The 17,578-nt window shown below is 71.1% G+C and carries 16 protein-coding genes; 15 read left to right on the plus strand and 1 reads right to left on the minus strand.

All coding sequences use genetic code 11. The annotated features are described in order from the left end of the window. Positions 1-18 precede the first annotated feature (18 nt). On the minus strand, positions 19-1,056 hold the full coding sequence (locus ACWFRJ_RS02890) for an NAD(P)-dependent alcohol dehydrogenase (protein WP_453525054.1): 1,038 nt from the start codon (positions 1,054-1,056) through the stop codon (positions 19-21). A 95-nt stretch (positions 1,057-1,151) separates the two neighbouring features. Between ACWFRJ_RS02890 and ACWFRJ_RS02895 the strand changes: the two genes are divergently transcribed. From ACWFRJ_RS02895 to ACWFRJ_RS02965, 15 genes are all read left to right on the plus strand, one after another. Next, positions 1,152-1,961 carry an SDR family NAD(P)-dependent oxidoreductase gene (locus ACWFRJ_RS02895; protein ID WP_453524393.1) on the plus strand — a complete coding sequence of 270 codons (810 nt, stop codon included), beginning with the start codon at positions 1,152-1,154 and terminating at the stop codon, positions 1,959-1,961. A gap of 120 nt (positions 1,962-2,081) precedes the next feature. Then, the gene (locus ACWFRJ_RS02900; protein ID WP_453524394.1) at positions 2,082-2,981 is read left to right on the plus strand and encodes a branched-chain amino acid ABC transporter permease; all 900 of its coding nucleotides are present in this window, start codon (positions 2,082-2,084) and stop codon (positions 2,979-2,981) included. Positions 2,982-2,992: 11 nt separating this feature from the next. Next, a complete protein-coding gene (locus ACWFRJ_RS02905; RefSeq protein WP_453524395.1) occupies positions 2,993-5,494 on the plus strand; it encodes an ATP-binding cassette domain-containing protein in 2,502 nt (833 codons plus the stop codon). Between the two features lie 37 nt (positions 5,495-5,531). Beyond that, positions 5,532-6,884, plus strand: a complete 1,353-nt coding sequence (locus ACWFRJ_RS02910; RefSeq protein ID WP_453524396.1) for an FAD-dependent oxidoreductase — start codon at positions 5,532-5,534, stop codon at positions 6,882-6,884. Between the two features lie 30 nt (positions 6,885-6,914). Next, entirely contained in the window at positions 6,915-8,051 is a 1,137-nt protein-coding gene (locus ACWFRJ_RS02915; protein WP_453524397.1) for an acyl-CoA dehydrogenase family protein, read from the plus strand. Between the two features lie 116 nt (positions 8,052-8,167). After that, entirely contained in the window at positions 8,168-9,247 is a 1,080-nt protein-coding gene (locus tag ACWFRJ_RS02920; protein ID WP_453524398.1) for a 2,3-butanediol dehydrogenase, read from the plus strand. Positions 9,248-9,335: 88 nt separating this feature from the next. After that, the gene (locus ACWFRJ_RS02925; RefSeq protein ID WP_453524399.1) at positions 9,336-10,124 is read left to right on the plus strand and encodes an enoyl-CoA hydratase/isomerase family protein; all 789 of its coding nucleotides are present in this window, start codon (positions 9,336-9,338) and stop codon (positions 10,122-10,124) included. Positions 10,125-10,129: 5 nt separating this feature from the next. Then, positions 10,130-10,519: a Zn-ribbon domain-containing OB-fold protein gene (locus ACWFRJ_RS02930; protein WP_453524400.1), complete on the plus strand. Its 390-nt coding sequence runs from the start codon at positions 10,130-10,132 to the stop codon at positions 10,517-10,519. After that, positions 10,516-11,661: a thiolase family protein gene (locus ACWFRJ_RS02935; RefSeq protein ID WP_453524401.1), complete on the plus strand. Its 1,146-nt coding sequence runs from the start codon at positions 10,516-10,518 to the stop codon at positions 11,659-11,661. Before ACWFRJ_RS02930 ends, ACWFRJ_RS02935 begins: the two co-directional genes overlap by 4 nt. A gap of 71 nt (positions 11,662-11,732) precedes the next feature. Further along, the gene (locus ACWFRJ_RS02940; protein ID WP_453524402.1) at positions 11,733-12,935 is read left to right on the plus strand and encodes an acyl-CoA dehydrogenase family protein; all 1,203 of its coding nucleotides are present in this window, start codon (positions 11,733-11,735) and stop codon (positions 12,933-12,935) included. Beyond that, the gene (locus ACWFRJ_RS02945; protein WP_453524403.1) at positions 12,932-13,906 is read left to right on the plus strand and encodes a phosphotransferase family protein; all 975 of its coding nucleotides are present in this window, start codon (positions 12,932-12,934) and stop codon (positions 13,904-13,906) included. Before ACWFRJ_RS02940 ends, ACWFRJ_RS02945 begins: the two co-directional genes overlap by 4 nt. Positions 13,907-13,931: 25 nt before the next feature. Next, the gene (locus tag ACWFRJ_RS02950; RefSeq protein WP_453524404.1) at positions 13,932-15,185 is read left to right on the plus strand and encodes an acyl-CoA dehydrogenase family protein; all 1,254 of its coding nucleotides are present in this window, start codon (positions 13,932-13,934) and stop codon (positions 15,183-15,185) included. Beyond that, positions 15,182-15,973 carry an SDR family oxidoreductase gene (locus ACWFRJ_RS02955; RefSeq protein ID WP_453524405.1) on the plus strand — a complete coding sequence of 264 codons (792 nt, stop codon included), beginning with the start codon at positions 15,182-15,184 and terminating at the stop codon, positions 15,971-15,973. The genes ACWFRJ_RS02950 and ACWFRJ_RS02955 overlap by 4 nt, the downstream gene beginning before the upstream one ends. Next, the gene (locus ACWFRJ_RS02960) at positions 15,970-16,743 is read left to right on the plus strand and encodes an SDR family NAD(P)-dependent oxidoreductase (RefSeq protein ID WP_453524406.1); all 774 of its coding nucleotides are present in this window, start codon (positions 15,970-15,972) and stop codon (positions 16,741-16,743) included. Before ACWFRJ_RS02955 ends, ACWFRJ_RS02960 begins: the two co-directional genes overlap by 4 nt. Beyond that, positions 16,740-17,549: an enoyl-CoA hydratase-related protein gene (locus ACWFRJ_RS02965; protein WP_453524407.1), complete on the plus strand. Its 810-nt coding sequence runs from the start codon at positions 16,740-16,742 to the stop codon at positions 17,547-17,549. The genes ACWFRJ_RS02960 and ACWFRJ_RS02965 overlap by 4 nt, the downstream gene beginning before the upstream one ends. Positions 17,550-17,578 lie beyond the last annotated feature (29 nt).

Here is a 17,578-nt window from a genome sequence, read left to right on the forward strand (position 1 = left end):
AGGGAATCAGGACGGCTCTCAGGGAATCAGGACGGCCCGCCCCCGCACCTGCCCCTGTCTCAGCAGGCCGAGCGCTTTCGGCGCCGAGGACAAAGGGAGCTGCTCCGTCTCTACTCGGAGCGCTCCTGAGCGGGCCAGGGTGACGACCTCCGCGAGTTCGGGCCGTGTGCCCCAGAACGGCAGTGAAAGGCGGAAGCCTGTGGGGAGGAAGCCCGGCTTGCGCACGGTGAGTTGGCCGCCGCCGCTGCCGACGACCGCGAGTTCGCCGCCCGGGCGCAGTACATGGGTGGCGAGTTCGAGTGTGGCCGTGGTGCCGACGAAGTCGAGTACGGCGTCCACGCCCAGGCCTTCGGTCCGCGCCCGTAGTACCTGAGCGGTGTCCTCGCGCAACAACGTGGCGAGGTGTGCGCCGGACCGGTCCGCGAGGGCGAGTGCCTCGTCGCGGATGTCGACCGCGAGAACACGACTCGGGGTGGTCGCGCGCAGGATCTGGACCGCCAGGTGCCCGAGACCGCCGACGCCGATGACCGCGGCGGTGGTGCCTTCGCCGAGCGCGTGCCGCAGTCCGGCGATCGCGTGGAAGGAGGTCAGGCCCGCATCGGAGAGCGGCGCCGCCTGTTCGGCGGGCAGATCGCCGATCGGCACGAGATGGCGGGCGGACGGGACGAGTACGTACTCGGCCATCCCGCCGTCCCTGCCAAGACCGACTCCGTGCCAGGAAAGACCGCCGCGCCGGTCGCAGTAGTTGTCACGGCCCACGGCGCACTGCGCGCAGGACCCGCAGCCCCACGGGCCGTGGACCACGACGCGGTCACCGACCCGCGTGCCGTCGGCAGCGGGCCCGAGGGCAGCGACATGTCCCGCGACCTCGTGCCCGAGGGTGAACGGCGGGCGGTAGGGGAGCGTGCCCGCTGCCGCGTCGACGACATGCACGTCCGAATGGCAGAGCCCGGCAGCTTCCACCTTCACGAGGACCTCGCCCTCGCGGGGCTCCGGGCACGGTACTTCGTCGAGCACGGGTTCCCGCCCCCAGGCCGTGAGCCGCACCGCCCTCATGTTCACCGTCCAGGCTCTTGTCAATCCGACACGACGCCGGTCACGGTAACAGAGACGAAGTCAGTTCAGTATCAATCTATGGCGAGGAGGTCCGCATGCACAGCGATGCGCGGCGAGCGGTCGGGGCCCGGTTCGACGACAAGGTCGCGATGGTGACCGGGGCAGGGTCGGGGATGGGTGCGGCAGTCGCACGGCAGTTGGCCGCAGAGGGGGCGCGAGCCGTGGTCCTTGCCGACGTGAACGCCGACAGCGCCAAGGGCGTTGCCGAAGGGATCGGCGCCGCGAGCGTGGTCCCGCTCGACGTGGCGGACGCCGCCGCTGTCGATGCGGCCGTCGAGGACGTCGTGCGGCAGTACGGACGCCTCGACGTGCTGGTGCACGCCGCCGGAGTCGACGACCCGGACGCCAAACGTGAGATCGCGGCCGCCCTTGCGGCGGGCCGTCAGCCGGAAGTGACGGACCGGCTTGGGGACGCGGCCTGGCGTCGTGTCATGCGGATCAACCTGGACGGCACCTTCTATGTGCTGCGCGCCGCGGTGCGGGCGATGCGGCCGGTGGGGGCGGGGGCGATCGTCGTCATCGGGTCCTCCTCCGCCTTCGACACCCCCGTCGGCTATCCCCACTACGCCGCGTCCAAGGCGGGCGTGCACGCCCTGAGTCAGGCCGTCGCCAAGGAGGTCATCGCCTCGGGGATCCGGGTGAACGTGGTGGCACCAGGACCGACGGAGACCGGCATGGCGGCGCGGACGCCGCCCGAACTGCGCAGCGGATTCGCCGACCCGCGCGTACGCCCGTACGCGACGCCCGAGGAGATCGCCGACATCGCCCTGTTCCTGGCGAGCGACGCGGCCGCGAACCTGGTCGGCGCGGTACTCCTGGCCAACGGTGGCCGTTTCACCAGCTGACACCCCGGTTGCCGGTGGGCGAAACAACCGGTGCAGAGGTCTTGCCTGCCCGGCCCACGGCTGCTTACCGTGCATGAATTGAGTTCAGTTCGTGTCAAGTGGTGCCGAGGTGCGGGGCGTATGGGCGCCCGGCACGAGGAGACGGTCGACGTGGATCAGTTTCTGCTCGTCCTGGTGAGTGGTCTCGCCAGCGGTGCGGTGTACGGCCTGATGGGCCTCGGTCTTGTGATCATTTATCGGGCCACGGACGTGGTCAACTTCGCCCTCGCGAGCCTGGCGACCGTCGGACTGTACGGCGCGCTCACGCTGTACGACCGCGGACTGCCACTCGTCCTCGCCGCAGTAGCCGCGATGGCGGTGAGCATCGCGGTCGGCCTTGCCGTCCGGGAAACGGTGATCAGGCCCCTCGCACAGGGGGAGTTGCTCTCCGCGCTCGTCATGACCATGGGCGTCTCGCTCATCGCGGAGAGCGTCATCAGCACGATCTGGGACGACCAGCCACGGCTCTTCCCGAGCCTGGTGGAGGGATCCGTCTCGTTCGGCGGCTCGGCGATACCCAAGCAGAGTCTGCTGACCATCGCCGTCGCGGCGGTCGCGATGGCCCTTGTGGCGTATCTCTTCGGACGCACCACCATCGGCTCCGCGATGCGCGCCGTCGCCGAGTCCGCCGACACCGCGCAGATCCTCGGCCTCGGCTCGCAGCGCATCGCGCGGATCGCCTGGGCGCTCGGACTCGGCCTCGCGGTGCTCGCCGCGGTCCTCTACGCGCCCCGGGCGGGGCTCATACCCACCGTGCTCAGCGCACCGCTGTTCCGCGCCTTCGCGGGAATCTTCCTCGGCGGTCTGACCAGCATGTACGGCGCCGTCATCGGCGGCCTGACGGTCGGTGTCCTCGACAACCTGGCCGCGAGCTACGTCTCGGCCGGTTACCGGGACACCTTCGTGTTCACGTTCACCATCCTCGTGCTGCTGATCCGCCCTCAGGGGCTGTTCGGCGTGCGCACGTTCCAGCGGGTCTGAAGGAGCGGTCCATGCCTTTCGTCACTCGTTCCCACCTCGGCAAGGCGATGCTCGGGCCGCTGGCCGCGGCCGCGCTCATCGCCCTGCTGAGCTCCGGGGCCGTGCCGCCGTACCAGGCCTACTCCGTGGGGCTCGCGGCCGTCTACACCGTCCTCGTCCTCTCGGTCGGCCTGCTCGCGGGCTGGTCCGGCATCTGGTCGATCGCCCACCCCGCGTTCTTCGCCCTGGGCGCCTACTTCGCGGCGTACGGCAGCGGGCACGGCTGGTCGGTCGAGCTCGTGCTGCTCGGGGCGCTCGGCTGCAGCGCCGCCTTCGGGGCGTTCCTGGGGAGCGCGGGGGCCCGGTTCTCCATGCTGTACGTGGCTCTGCTCACCCTCGCGTTCACCATGGTGGCGATGGAGGTGATGGGCCAGTGGATCAGCGTGACCGGCGGGGACCAGGGCCTGCCGGTGGAGGGACTGCACAGTGCCCTGGGGCTCGGCACGCTGGCCGGCGCAGGTACACAGGCGCAGTACATCGCCGTGGGTGCGGCCGGGGTCGCGCTCGCCGTGGGCACCCTCGCGCGGCCGACCGCCCTGCGCATGCGACTGGTCGCCGCCAAGTCCCACCCGATGGCGGCACGTTCGATCGGCATCGCGCCGGAGCTCCAGTCGGCGCTCGCCTTCGCGGTCAGCGCCGCGTTCGCGGCCCTGGCGGGGGTACTCCTTGCCCTGGTCGTCGGATTCGTCAGCCCCGACCCGTTCTCGCTGGCACTGGCGATCTCGCTGATCGCCGCATGCGTCCTCGGCGGCGCAGGAACCCTCCTTGGGGCGGTCGTCGGCGGCGCGTACCTGACCTGGGCGCCTACGGCCGCCGAGAGCGCGGGAGTGCCACAGCCCATCCTTCAGGGCGTCGTACTCATCGCCACACTGCTGTTCCTGCCCGGCGGAGTGGTGCTGTTCCTCGCACGCATGGCTCGCCGACTGCTGCGACGGCCCGCGCCGCAGGCCACGGCCGCCGCGGAACTGCCCGATGAGCCCGCGCGACCGGCGCCCCCGCCCGGGACAACCGCCCCCGAGATACTGAGACTTGACGAGGTGGCGGTCACCTTCGGCGGTCTCAAGGCGCTCGAAGGGGCGTCCCTGACCGTACGGGCGGGCGAGACCCTCGCGATCATCGGCCCCAACGGCGCCGGAAAGACGACGCTCCTGAACGTCCTGTCGGGGCTCGTCGGAGGCGGACGAGTGGCAGGCGGCGCCAGCTTTCACGGCAAGCCCCTGCTGAAGGCCCGCGCCACAGCGCGCCGAAGAATCGGCATCGGGCGCACGTTCCAGCACGCCGAGACGTTCCCCGAACTGACAGTCCTGGAGAACGTGCTCTGCACCCGGCGCCGCAGCACGCCGCAGCACCGCGCCAGAGCCGTAGAACTCCTCGACGACATCGGCCTCGCCCATGTCGCGGACCGCTACCCCGCCGAACTGCCCTTCGGCCTCCACAAGCGCCTCGACCTGGCAAGGGCACTCGCCGAGGAGCCCGAACTGCTCATCCTGGACGAACCGTTCGGCGGCCTCGACGCCACCGAACGCACGCTGCTCGCGCGGCAGATCGTACGACAGCAGCAGCGCGGCACCGCCGTCGTGATCATCGACCACGTTCTCGACGACCTGTTCGCCGTCGCCCACCGCGTGGTCGCCTTCGACTTCGGCAGGCCGATCGGCGAGGGCGAACCCGGCAAGATCCTTGACGATCCCCGGGTGCGGTCCTCCTACTTGGGCGAGGGCGGCGCCCGGAGCGAGCCCCCGCCGCGGCAGGGCACCGAACGCGTCGCTGTCCGCCTCACCGGCGTGGACCACGCCTACGGCGGGATCACCGCCCTGCGCGGGATCGACCTCGCCGTCGAGCAGGGCAGCGTCGTCGGTGTCGTCGGAGCCAACGGCGCGGGCAAGAGCACGCTGGGCCGCATCCTGCACGGCACACTCGCGCCGACCCACGGCCGGCGCGAGGTCGACGGCGATCTGCGCAGCGCACTGGTGCCGGAGGGCCGTGCACTGTTCAAGACGCTCTCCCTGCGGGAGAACCTGGAGGTCGCCGCGTACGCCGCGGGCCTCAAGGGCGCGGACCTGCGCACGCGACTCGCGGAGACGAGCGAGTGGCTGCCACCTCGGCTGCGCGAGCGGATGGGCGTACCCGCCGCCGGGCTCTCCGGCGGTGAACAGCAGATCCTGGCGATCGCCCGGGCCCTGATGGCAGGACCCGAACTCCTGATCGTCGACGAGCCCACGCTCGGGCTCTCCCCGGCGATGGTCGACGAGGTGTACGCCCGCCTCGGCAGACTCGCCCGCGAAGGCATGACCGTCGTACTCCTCGAACAGTCGCTCGGCCGGGCCGCGTCCGCATCGCACGAAGTGGTCGTGCTGCACGACGGCCGCATCGCCACCCGTGGCGAGCCCACCGACGCCGTGTTCCTCGCCCACGCCGAGCAGGCCTACTTCGACGGCGAAGAGGATGCGCCCGTGGTCGCCGCACAGGGCTGAGGCGGACAACCGATCTCTGGATCGAGGAGAGGATTCCATGTGCCAAGAAGGCGTTGACCTGCTTGTCATCGGCGCGGGCATGGCCGGTCTTACGGCCGCCGCCCGAGCGGTCCGTGACGGCCTCACCGTCGTGGTCGTCGAGGTCGCCCCGGACGTGGGCGGCTCCGCGCGATACGCGGGGTACGCGTGGACCGCGCCCGACCGCCAGACCATGGACCGGCACAATCCACGGGGAGAACGCGTACTCAAAGACGCCCTGGTGGACCGGTTCGCGGACGGCATCTCCTGGATCCGGTCCCTGGGCGTGGAGGCCAAGGATGCCCAGCCCGTTCTCAGCTTCGGCCGCGGCCACCGGTTCGACACCAACCACTACGTCGACACCTGCCGCCGACTGATCCTGAAAGGCGGCGGCGAGCTGCTCCTCGAGACAGAGACCGAGCGGCTCGTGGTCGAGGAGGGCGCCGTGGTCGGCGCCGACGTCCGGCCTGCCGACGGCGTACGCCGACGTGTACGCGCCACGAGCACCCTCGTCGCCACAGGAGGCTTCCAGGGCGACATCGGCCTGCGCACCGCCCATGTGCACCCGCATGCCGACCGTATGCAGCTGCGCTCCCACACCCACAGCCGAGGCGGCGGCTACCGCCTCGCCACCGGAGTCGGCGCGGCCACCGGCCCCGACGACGCGGGCTTCTACGGACACCTCATCCCCAGCGGCATCCCCTTCGCCGACCCGGCGGACTTCGTCGACATGTCGCTGTACTACAGCGAGCACGCCCTGCTGCTCAATCTGCGGGGCGAGCGGTTCGTCGACGAGACGCTGGGCGACCATCTCACCGCCATGGCCCTCCTCGACGAGCCCGAGAGCCGCGGCCTCCTCATCGCCGATGCCCGGGTGTTCCGGGACTGGATCGTCGGCTCGTACGTGGAAGGCGCCGTAGCCGTCGACAAGTACGCCCTCGCCGACAAGCGCGGTGGACGTGTCGGACTGGCCGAAGACCTCGACGAGCTGGCCTGCCTGCCCGAAGAGTGGGGTTACGAGGGCGAGGCCGTACGCGACACCGTCAAGCTGTTCAACGCGCAGGCCGCGGCAGGGGTGGAGCCGGATCCTGGCCGGAAGCTGGACCGCCTGCCGCTCGACGAGCCGCCGTACTACGTCATCGAGACGACACCGGCCATCACGTTCCCCTTCCACGGCGTGCGCATCGACGACAGGGCCCGCGTCCTGAGCGAGGACGCCCGGCCTCTCCCAGGGCTCCTCGCCGCAGGTTCGGACACCGGCGGCCTGTGGCACCGCGCCTACGCGGGCGGCCTCGCCTCGGCCCTCGTCTTCGGACTGACGGCGGCGGAGACAGCCGCCGCGTCATTGGCGCCCCACCGGCCGGCCCCCTGAGCCCTGCCTGCGTCCTACGTTGGAGACCCCATGCACCGCCGTCACCCCGAGATCGATCCCCAACTGCTGTCCGAAACCGATGAACAGCGGGAACTGCGCACCGTCCTACGGGACTTCTTCACCGAAGCGAGCGGACCCGAGGACGTCCGCAAGCACCTGGCCACCCCACGCGGATACGACGAGGCCGTATGGGCGCGGCTCGCGGGCGAGATCGGTGTCCACGGCCTCGCGATTCCCGAGGAGTACGGAGGCTCCGGCTTCACCTTCGCCGAACTCGCCGTGGCCCTTGAGGAGTCCGGGCGGGCGCTGTACTGCGCCCCGCTCCTTCCGACCGTGGTCCTCGCCGCGCATGCCCTGCTGGGCAGCGGCGACCGGCGGGCGTGCGAACGCTACCTGCCGCGGATCGCCGACGGAACGCTCACCGCCACCGTGGCGGGGCTCCACGACGACGAGCCCGGCATCAGCGCTGAGCCCGGCGCCGGGGGCCCGGTGCTGCTCGGGTCGGGGGACTTCGTGCTCGACGGCGCCGGTGCGGACCTGATCCTCGTACGGGCCCGAACCGCCGACGGTCTGCGGCTGTTCGCCTGCGAACCCACCCCCGACACCTGCGTGCGCACCCCGCACCGCGTCCTGGACGAGACGCGCCGCCAGGCACGGGTGGAGTTCCACGGCGTGCCCGCCACGCCCGTGGGGGAGTCGGGCGAGGTGGCGGCGGCGCTCGACGCGGGGCGGGCGGCGCTCGCCGCCGAGCAGGTGGGCGGCAGCGGCCACGCCTTGGACGCGACGGTCGAATTCGTGGCACAGCGACGTCAGTTCGGGCGCCCCATCGGGTCCTTCCAGGCCGTCAAGCACCGTCTTGCCGACGTGCTGGTCGCACTGGAGGCGGCGCGTTCGGCGTCCGCGTACGCGACGGCCTGCGTGGCCATCGCATCGCCACAATTGCCGGTGGCCGCCAGTGCCGCTGCCGCGGTCTGCTCCGAGACCTTCCGCCTGGCGACGGCGGAGTACGTCCAGTTGCACGGCGGGATCGGCTTCACCTGGGAGCACCCCGCCCACCTGTACGTGCGGCGGGCACGCAGCAGCGAGGTGCTGTTCGGCACGGCGGACCAGCACCGGGCCCGAGTCGCCGAACTCATCGGTCTCGCCTCCTCCGGGTCCGCCGCCTGATCGCTGAGGCTCCTTCGTACGAGAATGGATTGAAGTCAGTTCAGTTCGGTGGCAGTCTCGGTATCGCTCGATGCGTCGCTCGATGTGTCGTGCAGGAGCGATTCCCAGGAGGAACGATGCTGGCCGCCAGGCTGTACGGAGCCAAGGATCTGCGGATCGAGGACATGCCCGAACCCGAGCCGGGCCCCGGCGAGGTGAAGATCCGCGTGGCGTACGCGGGGATCTGCGGAACCGATGTGCACGAGTACTTCGAGACGCCTCGTGCCACGCACACGCCCAACCCGCTGACCGGGGCCACCCTGCCGCAGACCCTCGGCCACGAGTTCGCCGGGACGGTGGTCGCCTGCGGCGAGGGAGCTGACCGGGCGACGCCCGGCGACCGCGTCTGCGTACGGCCGATCCGCACCTGCGGTGTGTGTCCGCGGTGCACGGCCGGACTGTCCCATCTGTGTACGGCACTTGCCGCGATCGGGGTGACCTCGCCCGGCGGCGGACTCGCCGAGTACGTGGTCGTGCCGGCCGGTTCCGTGCACCGGCTGCCCGACGGGCTCTCGCTTGAGCAGGGCGCCTTGGTGGAGCCGATGGCCGTGGCTCTGAACGCCGTGGAACGGGCTGGTGTACCGGCCGGTGGCAGCGCGTTGGTGACGGGTGCGGGCGCGGTCGGCATGGGCGTGTTGTTCGCGCTGCGGGCGAACGGCGTCGACGACGTGATCGTGGTGGAGCCCTCGCCGTCCCGCAGGGCCGCGGCCGAACGGCACGGCGCCCGCGTGCTCGATCCCGGCGCGGTGGACGTGGCCGCGGAAGTGCTGCGGCACACCCGGGGCCGGGGTGTCGATGCCGCCGTCGAGTGTGCGGGCAGGCATGAGGCGCTGGACGCCTGCATCCGGTCCGCCGCCGCACAGGGGCGGGTCGTGATGGTCGCCCTCTACTCGGGCGCGGTCACCGTCGATGCCTCCGTCGTGCGCCTGGCCGAACTCTCCCTGCTCGGCTCGGAGGCGTATCCCGACGGAGTCTTCGAGCGGGTCATCGAGCACATGGCGGCCGGCCGCTTCCCGACGGACGGCTGGCTCGACCACATCCCGCTCGCGGACGCCGTCGAGGGGCTGCACGACGTGCGCGACGCCCGGCGGGTCAAGGTGCTCGTTGACGTCTCGGCCATCTCGGCCGGCCCGGCAGACACCCCCACCTCTCACTGAACCGATCTCAGTCTGAGGGTTGACAGTGGATCAGAGGCTCCCCAGAATCGGAATGAATTCAGTTCAGTTTGAGCGAGAGGGATCAGAGATGGCAGTGGAAGACGAGATCCAGTTCGAGCGTGACGGCCATGTCGCCCGCGTCTGGCTGAATCGCCCGTGGAAGAAGAACTGCGTCACTGTGCCGATCCTGGACCGGCTCGACGAGATCATCACCGAGGTCGACGAGGACCCCGAGCTGCGGGTCCTGGTGTTCCGCGGTCGTGGCGGCACCTTCTGCTCGGGCTTCGACCTCGACAGCCTGAAGGCGGAGTACGTCGGCAAGTCGAACGCCATCGATGTCGCGGTCAAGTCCGCGAAGGTGTGCGACCGTCTCTACTCGATGAAGACGCCGTCGGTCGCGGTCCTTGAGGGCCATGTCACCGCGGGCGGCTTCGAGATCATGATCTCCTGCGACTTCGCGATCGCCGCGGACGACGCCAAGATCGGCGACTTCCACATCCGCCGTGCGCTGTTCGGCGGGGCAGGGCCGATCTACCGGGTGCCGCGCATGATCGGCATCCGCAAGACCAAGGAGCTGATGCTCACCGGCAAGCTGCTCTCCGGCATCGAGGCCACCGAGTTCGGCCTGATCAACGACCACGCGCCGATCGAGAAGCTGGACGAGACGGTCGAGGAGTTCATCTCCCACCTCACCGACAAGAGCCCGTTCACGATGTGGCTCACCAAGATGACGATCGACCGCAGCCTGGACGCCGACACCCAGTCGCTGATGGTGATGGAGCACCTCGCCGTGGGCGTGGCGCTCAACTCCGAGGACGCCAACGAGGGCGTGTCGGCGTTCCTGGAGAAGCGCGAGCCCAAGTGGCAGGGGCGCTGATCCGGATGACCACGGTTCCGCGGAGTCCGGCCGCCGGGCTCCAGGGCGCACGCTGCCGCGGCTGCTCGGTTGCGGTCTACCCCGCGGACGAGACGTGCCCGCGCTGTGGAGGTCCTGCCGAGCGGGCGCTCCTCGGCGGCGCGGGCACGCTGTGGACCTGGACGGTGCAGCGGTACGCACCCAAGTCCCCGCCCTACCAGGCCCCGTCCGGCGGCTTCGAGCCGTTCGCGGTCGGCTACGTCGAGCTCGACGTGGGCGTGCGGGTGGCGGCCGTACTGGACGTCGACGACATCGACGATCCCGACGGCATCCGGATCGGCATGCCGCTCACGGTGACCGCCGGTGACGGCGTGCCGAGGGCCAGGCCCACGACGACAGGCAAGGAGGGCTCATGAGCGCCGACGTGCTGATCTGCGGTGCCGCACGGACCGCGTTCGGCCGGTCGGAGGCGAGCGGCCGGCAGTTGGCCGTGAGCGCGGTCCATGCCGCGCTCGCGGACGCCGGGATCGAGTGGTCGCGGGTGCGGGCCGCGTTCGGCGGCAGCGACAGTGCCGGGCTCGCCGACACCCTGGTGTCCCAACTCGGCCTGACCGGACTGCCGTTCATCAATGTCAAGAACGGCTGCGCCACCGGGGGCAGCGCGCTGGTCTCCGCCGTGAACGCGATCCGCTCCGGCTCGGCGGACGTCGTTCTCGCGGTGGGCTTCGACAAACACCCGCGCGGCGCCTTCGACCCGCGGCCCGAGGACTGGGGCCTCGGTGAGGAGTACGGCAGCGACGGGCTGATGGTCACCACGCAGTTCTTCGGCATGAAGATCCGGCGCTATATGCACGATCACGGGATCACCCCGCAGACGCTCGCGCTCGTGGCCGAGAAGGCGTACCGCAACGGCGGTCTCACCCCCGAGGCGTGGCGCCGGGAGCCGGTGTCCGCCGCCGAAGTCCTCGAATCCGGCATGGTCAGCGACCCGCTGACCCGCTTCATGTTCTGCTCCCCGGGAGCGGGCGCGGCAGCCCTTGTGCTCTGCTCGCCCGAGGTCGCCCGCACCCTTCAGGGCCCGTCGGTCGCCCTGCGCTCGGCGGCCGTACGGACCCGGCGCTACGGCTCCTTCGAGGTGTTCAGCCCCTGGATCGCCGCGGGTGAACCGACCAGCGTCAGCAGTGCCGCCGCGGCCGCCGCCTTCGAGGAGGCGGGGATCGATCCCGCGGACATCGACGTGTGCCAGCTTCAGGACACCGAGAGCGGCGCCGAGGTCATGCACATGGCCGAGTGCGGGCTGTGCGAGGACGGCGAGCAGGAGCACCTGATCGCCTCCGGCGCCACGGAGATCGGCGGCGCGCTGCCGGTCAACACCGACGGCGGCTGCATCGCCAACGGCGAACCCATCGGCGCATCAGGCCTGCGCCAGGTCTACGAGATCGTCCAGCAACTGCGCGACAGGGCAGGCGACCGCCAGGTCCCGGGCGCGCCCCGGATCGGCTTCACCCATGTGTACGGCGCGCCGGGCGTGAGCGCCTGCACGGTGCTTACCCGCTGAGTTGTCCAACTGAGTTGTCGGACTGAGTTGTCCGGCTGAGCTTTCCGGTTTGAATGGAGGTGCACGAAGAGATGAACGGCATCCCGGAACCCGAGGAGTTCCGCACCGAGGCCCGGCGCTGGCTCGAGACGGCCGCACCACGACGCCCCGCCGACGAAGAGTGGGGCAGCGGCTCCGACTCCGTCGCCGTGTTCGAGAACTGGTCCGACGAACAGGAGCGCGCGCACACCGCCCGCACCCAGGAGTGGGAGCGCGTGCGCCACGAGCAGGGCTGGGGAGCGCTCAACTGGCCCGCGGAGTACGGCGGGCGAGGCCTGCCCGGGTACTACGAGCAGCTCTACCGCGCGGAGGAAGCCGCCTTCGACGTGCCGCGCCGCACCGAGATCTTCCCGGTGACACAGCAGCTCGTCGCCCCCGCGATCGGCATCTGGGGCACCGATGAGCAGAAGCGCCGCTGGCTGCCGCCCCTGCTGCGCACCGACGAACTGGCCTGCCAGCTCTTCTCCGAGACCGAGGCGGGCTCCGACCTCGCCGGGGTCCGTACGAGGGCGGAGCGCGACGGTGACCACTGGGTGCTCCAGGGCCACAAGGTGTGGACCTCGGGCGCCACCGTCGCGACCTGGGGCGTAGCCGTGTGCCGTTCCGACCCCGAGGTGCGCAAGCACGCGGGCATCACCGTCTTCCTGGTCCGCATGGACACGCCAGGCGTGACCGTACGGCCCATCCGGCAGATGACCGGCGGCGCCAGTTTCAACGAGGTCTACCTCGACGGCGTGGTCGTCCCCGACTCCGACCGGCTCGGACCGGTCGGCGAGGGCTGGCGGGTCACCCTCAGCGTCCTTGCCGCCGAACGCCTCGACTCCGGCAACCTCGGCCTTGACAACGCCGACCGGGCCCTCGAACTGGCCGGGCACCTGCCCCGCCCGCTCACCGGCGGCGAACGGCAGCAGGCCGCCGACCTCTACGTACGAGCACTGGTGCAGCGGCTCATCGGGCTGCGCGTGACCGGCGCCCTCGCCGCAGGGCGCGAACCCGGCGCGGAAGCCTCGGTCGGCAAGCTGTACGCCACCGAGACCATGCGGCGCACCAGCGACCTCGTCTCCGAACTGCTCGGCCCCCGCCTGGTCGCCGACACGGGGGAGTGGGGCACGTACGCCTGGACCGAGCACCTCCTCGGCGCGCCCGGCTACAGCATCGCGGGCGGCACCGACGAGATCCAGCACAACATCCTCGCCGAGCGCGTGCTCGGCCTGCCCAAGGAGCCCGCCCGATGAGCACGGCGACCCAGGAGACGGAACTGGCGGGGCGGGTCCGCGCCGGACTCGCGGGCCTGCATCCGGGGGCGTCCGTCGGGGAGTTGAAGGTCCTGCCGGGAGGTCACTCCGGACTGACGTACTCGGTGACGGCAGGGGACGCGAAGTATGTCGTCAAGGCCGTGCCGGCGGGACAGCGGCCCATCGGCCGCAATGACGTGCTGCGTCAGGCGCGGGTGCTCGCCGCGCTCGCCGGATCCGCCGTACCGGTGCCGGGTCTCGCTGTTGTCGACGAGGCCCAACCCGCTTGGTTCGCCATGGACTTCGCGGACGGGGACGCGGTGGAGCCGGTACTGGACAAGGCTGAGATCCCGGAGGCGACGGCGCGGGCCCGGATGCTGGAGATCGCCTCCGTGCTCCGACGGCTGCACGACACCGATGCCGACGCTCCCGGGCTCGACGCGCCCGCACCGCTCGACGCGGCCGGTGAGCTGGCGCGCTGGAGCCGCACTCTGCACGCGGTCCCAGCTGAACTGCGGCCGGGAGGAACGGAGTTGCTGGAGCGCCTCGGCGGCGAAGTGCCCGACGGCCTCCCGCCGGTGCTGCTGCACGGCGACTTCCGGCTCGGCAACGTGCTGTGCGTCCAGGAGCGCGCGGTCGCCGTCGTCGACTGGGAGATCTGGAGCGTCGGCGACCCGCGCATCGACCTCGGCTGGTTCCTGCTCTTCGCCGACCACCGCAACTTCCCCGAACTCGGCCGCGCGGTGCCCGGCCTGCCCACCGACCCTGACCTGCTCGACGCCTACCTCGACGGCAGGCCCGCGCTGCCCGCCATGGACTGGTTCCGCGCCCTCGGCCGCATGAAGATGGCCGCGATCATGGGCCACAACCTGCGTCGGCACCGCGAGGGCAAGCACCACGACCCGGACCAGGAGCGACTGCCGCCCACCATCGCCGCGATGATCCGCACCGCGCGCGACATCCTCGGCTGACCCCAGAACCACATCAGGAGCCCTCGTGGATTTCGGATTCTCGCCGCGCGCGAGTGAACTCCAGGACCGTATGCGGTCGTTCATGGAGCAGTACGTCCTTCCAGCGGAAGCGGTGTACGACCGGCAGCTCGCCGAGGCGGACGACCCGCACGCACTGCCGCCGGTGATGACCGAGCTGAAGGAGAAGGCCCGCGCCGAGGGCCTGTGGAACCTCTTCATGGCCCACGGCGACTGGGGCGCCGGGCTCACCAACCTGGAGTACGCGCCACTGATGGAGCTGGCAGGACGCTCGATCATCGGCCCCGAGGTGTTCAACTGCTCGGCGCCCGACACCGGCAACATGGAACTGCTCGCGCTGTACGGCACCCCCGAGCAGCAAGAGCGCTGGCTGAAGCCGCTGTTGGAGGCGGAGATCCGCTCGTGCTTCGCGATGACCGAACCCGAGGTCGCGAGCTCCGACGCGCGCAACATACAGACGCGCATCACCCGCGATGGTGACCACTACGTGGTCAACGGCCGCAAGTGGTACACCTCCGGGATCCTCGACCCGGACTGCGAGCTCATCATCCTGATGGGCAAGACCGACCCCGGCGCGCCCACCTACCGGCAGCAGAGCATGCTGCTCGTCCCCCGTGACACCCCGGGCGTCACCGTCGTACGGGACCTGCCCATGTTCGGATACACCGACCGGTGCGGACACGGCGAGGTCCTCTTCGAGAACGTCCGCGTGCCGGTGGATCACATCCTCGTCGGGGAAGGGGAGGGCTTCGCCCTCGCCCAGGGGCGTCTGGGCCCTGGACGCATGCACTACGCGATGCGCGCCGTGGGCTTCGCCGAGCGCGCCCTCCAGCTCATGTGCGAGCGCACGACCGAACGCGTCGCCTTCGGCGGGCCGCTCGCCGACCGGGGCGTGGTCCGCGAGTGGATCGCCCACAGCCGCATCGAGATCGAGCAACTACGCCTGCTCGTACTGAAGTCGGCGTGGCTGATGGACACCGTCGGCAACGCGGCCGCCCGGATGGAGGTCGCCGCGATCAAGGTGGCGGCGCTCGACGTCGCCCACAAGGTCGTCGACCGGTCGGTGCAGGCGCACGGCGCGGCAGGGGTCAGCGACGACACCGTACTGGCCCGGCTGTACGCGATCACACGCGCGCTGCGTATCGCCGACGGCCCGGACGAAGTGCATCTGCGGACCGTCGCCCGTCAGGAACTCGCCAAGTACCAGAAGACCGACACGAAGACAGAAGCGAAGACCGATACGAAGGCAGGGGCCGCGTGAGCACCGACACCCTCGACGGCAAGGTCGCCGTCATCACCGGCGGTTCGCGCGGCATCGGCCTCGGAATCGCCACCGCCTACCGGGCGGCCGGCGCACACGTCGTGATCGCCGCCCGAAAGGCCCCCGGCCTCGCCGAGGCGCGCGAGCAACTGCTGCGGGTCAAGAGCGACGGCGATGTGCACACAGTCGTCGCCAACGCCGGCGAACTCGACCAGGCCGAAGCCTGTGTCGACGAGACCATGACGCGCTTCGGGCGTCTCGACATCCTGGTCAACAACGCGGCGACCAACCCGTACAACGGTGATCTGCTCGACCTGGACCTGCCGCGCGCGGAGAAGACCGTACGCGTCAACCAGTACGGCATGATCGCCTGGACCCGGGCCGCCTGGCGGGCCTGGATGGCCGAACGCGGGGGAGCGGTCATCAACATCGCCTCCGTCGGCGGTCTTATCGTCGACCCGCACATCGGTTACTACAACGCCACCAAGGCGGCCATGCTGCACATGACGCGGCAGCTCGCCTACGAACTCGGGCCACGGGCCCGGGTGAACGCCATCGCGCCCGGCCTTGTCAAGACGGAGCTTGCGCGAGCGGTGTGGGAGGTCCGCGAGCCCGTCCTCACCGCCAAGCTGCCCCTGCGGCGCCTCGGCACTGTGGAGGACGTGGCGAACGCGGCGCTGTTCCTGGCGTCCGACGCCTCCTCGTGGATGACCGGCCAGACGCTGGTGCTCGACGGCGGCGCCACCGCCCTGCCCATCGGCGTGGACGAGACCGGGGTGGACGAGTGAGCACGCCACGAACCGCCGCCGAACTGTTCTCGCTCGAAGGCAGGACAGCCGTCGTCACCGGGGCGTCCGCAGGCCTCGGCGCGCGTTTCGCCACCGTCCTCGCGCAGGCCGGTGCCACCGTGTTCGCCGCGGCCCGCCGGGCCGACCGCCTGAAGGAGCTCGCCGGCTCCGACGCACGGATCCACCCGGTCGCGTGTGATGTCTCGCTGGAGGCCGACCGGACGCGTCTCGCCGATGCGGCGCTCACCGCCACGGGGCGTCTCGACATCCTGGTCAACAACGCGGCCATGTCCGGCGAGACGCGTGCCGAGGACGAGACCCCGGACGCCTTCGCGGACGTACTCGGCGTCAACCTCACCGCGCCCTTCCACCTCGCCCGGCTCACCGCCGAGGCTCCCGCCACCGATACGGGCAAGAGCATCATCAACGTCTCCTCCATCCTCGGACTCGTATCGGGCGCCCCGCTGGGTGGCGCGAGCTACTCCGCGTCCAAGGCCGGACTGATCGGCCTGACAAGGGAGTTGGCCGGACAGTGGGGCAGCGCAGGGACTCGCGTCAACGCGCTCGCGCCCGGCTGGTTCCGCACCGAGATGACCGCTGAGCTCTTCGGCGACGAGCGTTCGCGCCGCTGGGTCGAGCGCAACACGCTGCTGCGCCGGGGCGGCGACGGAGAAGAGCTCGACGGCGCGCTGCTCTTCCTCGCCTCGGACGCCTCCACGTACTGCACCGGGCAGGTCCTCACCGTCGACGGCGGATGGACGGCGCGATGAGGGTCGGCACGACGAGGGTCGGCATCGAGATACGCGAGGACGGCCTGGCACAGATCACCCTGCGCCGGGGCGACGCGGGCAACGCCATCGACCTGGAGATGGCGCGCGGGCTCCAGGACGCGGCCCGGGCCTGCGCGCAGGAGGGCGTACGGGCCGTACTCCTCACCGCCGAGGGGAAGTCCTTCTGCGTCGGCGGCGACCTCGCGGAGTTCTCCAGGCTGAGCGGCGACGCGCTGGAGAAGCACATCTACGCGGTCACGGACGCGCTGCACGAGGCCCTGCGTACGTTCGCCCGGCTCGACGCGCCCATGGTGGCCGCCGTGCAAGGGGCCGTCGCCGGTGCGGGCATCGGCCTCGCGGCGGCCGCCGATGTGACGCTCGCCGCCGACAACGCCTCGTTCACCGCCGCGTACACCGGGATCGGCTACTCGCCCGACGCCGGAGTGAGCTGGTTCCTGCCGCGTCTCGTCGGGCCCAAGCGGGCCCTGGAGCTGCTCCTGACGAACCGTCGGACAACGGCGTCACAAGCCGAGGCGATCGGCCTCGTGAGCCGCACCGTCGCCCCCGGCGAACTGGCCGCGGAGGCGTCGCGCACGGCCGACGCCCTGCGTCGCGGACCCACCGCGGCCTTCGGGGCGACCCGTCGCCTCGTCGCAGCGGGCCTGACCTCCGACCTCGGCCCGCACCTGGACCGCGAGGCCCGCTCGCTCGCCACCGCCGCCCGCGGCGACGAGGGACGCGAGGGCGTTGCCGCCTTCCTCGGCAAGCGGGCGCCCGAATTCCCGCGTGTCGCGCCCCAGCACTGACCCGCTCACACCGAACCCATGGAGCCCGC

The sequence above is a fragment of the Streptomyces sp. NPDC055239 genome (assembly GCF_053606205.1).

Coding starts and splice junctions, on each gene's coding strand:
- ACWFRJ_RS02890 (WP_453525054.1), bottom strand. CDS start 1,056: ATGAGGGCGGTGCGGCTCACGGCCTGGGGGCGGGAACCCGTGCTCGAC.
- ACWFRJ_RS02895 (WP_453524393.1), top strand. CDS start 1,152: ATGCACAGCGATGCGCGGCGAGCGGTCGGGGCCCGGTTCGACGACAAG.
- ACWFRJ_RS02900 (WP_453524394.1), top strand. CDS start 2,082: ATGGGCGCCCGGCACGAGGAGACGGTCGACGTGGATCAGTTTCTGCTC.
- ACWFRJ_RS02905 (WP_453524395.1), top strand. CDS start 2,993: ATGCCTTTCGTCACTCGTTCCCACCTCGGCAAGGCGATGCTCGGGCCG.
- ACWFRJ_RS02910 (WP_453524396.1), top strand. CDS start 5,532: ATGTGCCAAGAAGGCGTTGACCTGCTTGTCATCGGCGCGGGCATGGCC.
- ACWFRJ_RS02915 (WP_453524397.1), top strand. CDS start 6,915: ATGCACCGCCGTCACCCCGAGATCGATCCCCAACTGCTGTCCGAAACC.
- ACWFRJ_RS02920 (WP_453524398.1), top strand. CDS start 8,168: ATGCTGGCCGCCAGGCTGTACGGAGCCAAGGATCTGCGGATCGAGGAC.
- ACWFRJ_RS02925 (WP_453524399.1), top strand. CDS start 9,336: ATGGCAGTGGAAGACGAGATCCAGTTCGAGCGTGACGGCCATGTCGCC.
- ACWFRJ_RS02930 (WP_453524400.1), top strand. CDS start 10,130: ATGACCACGGTTCCGCGGAGTCCGGCCGCCGGGCTCCAGGGCGCACGC.
- ACWFRJ_RS02935 (WP_453524401.1), top strand. CDS start 10,516: ATGAGCGCCGACGTGCTGATCTGCGGTGCCGCACGGACCGCGTTCGGC.
- ACWFRJ_RS02940 (WP_453524402.1), top strand. CDS start 11,733: ATGAACGGCATCCCGGAACCCGAGGAGTTCCGCACCGAGGCCCGGCGC.
- ACWFRJ_RS02945 (WP_453524403.1), top strand. CDS start 12,932: ATGAGCACGGCGACCCAGGAGACGGAACTGGCGGGGCGGGTCCGCGCC.
- ACWFRJ_RS02965 (WP_453524407.1), top strand. CDS start 16,740: ATGAGGGTCGGCACGACGAGGGTCGGCATCGAGATACGCGAGGACGGC.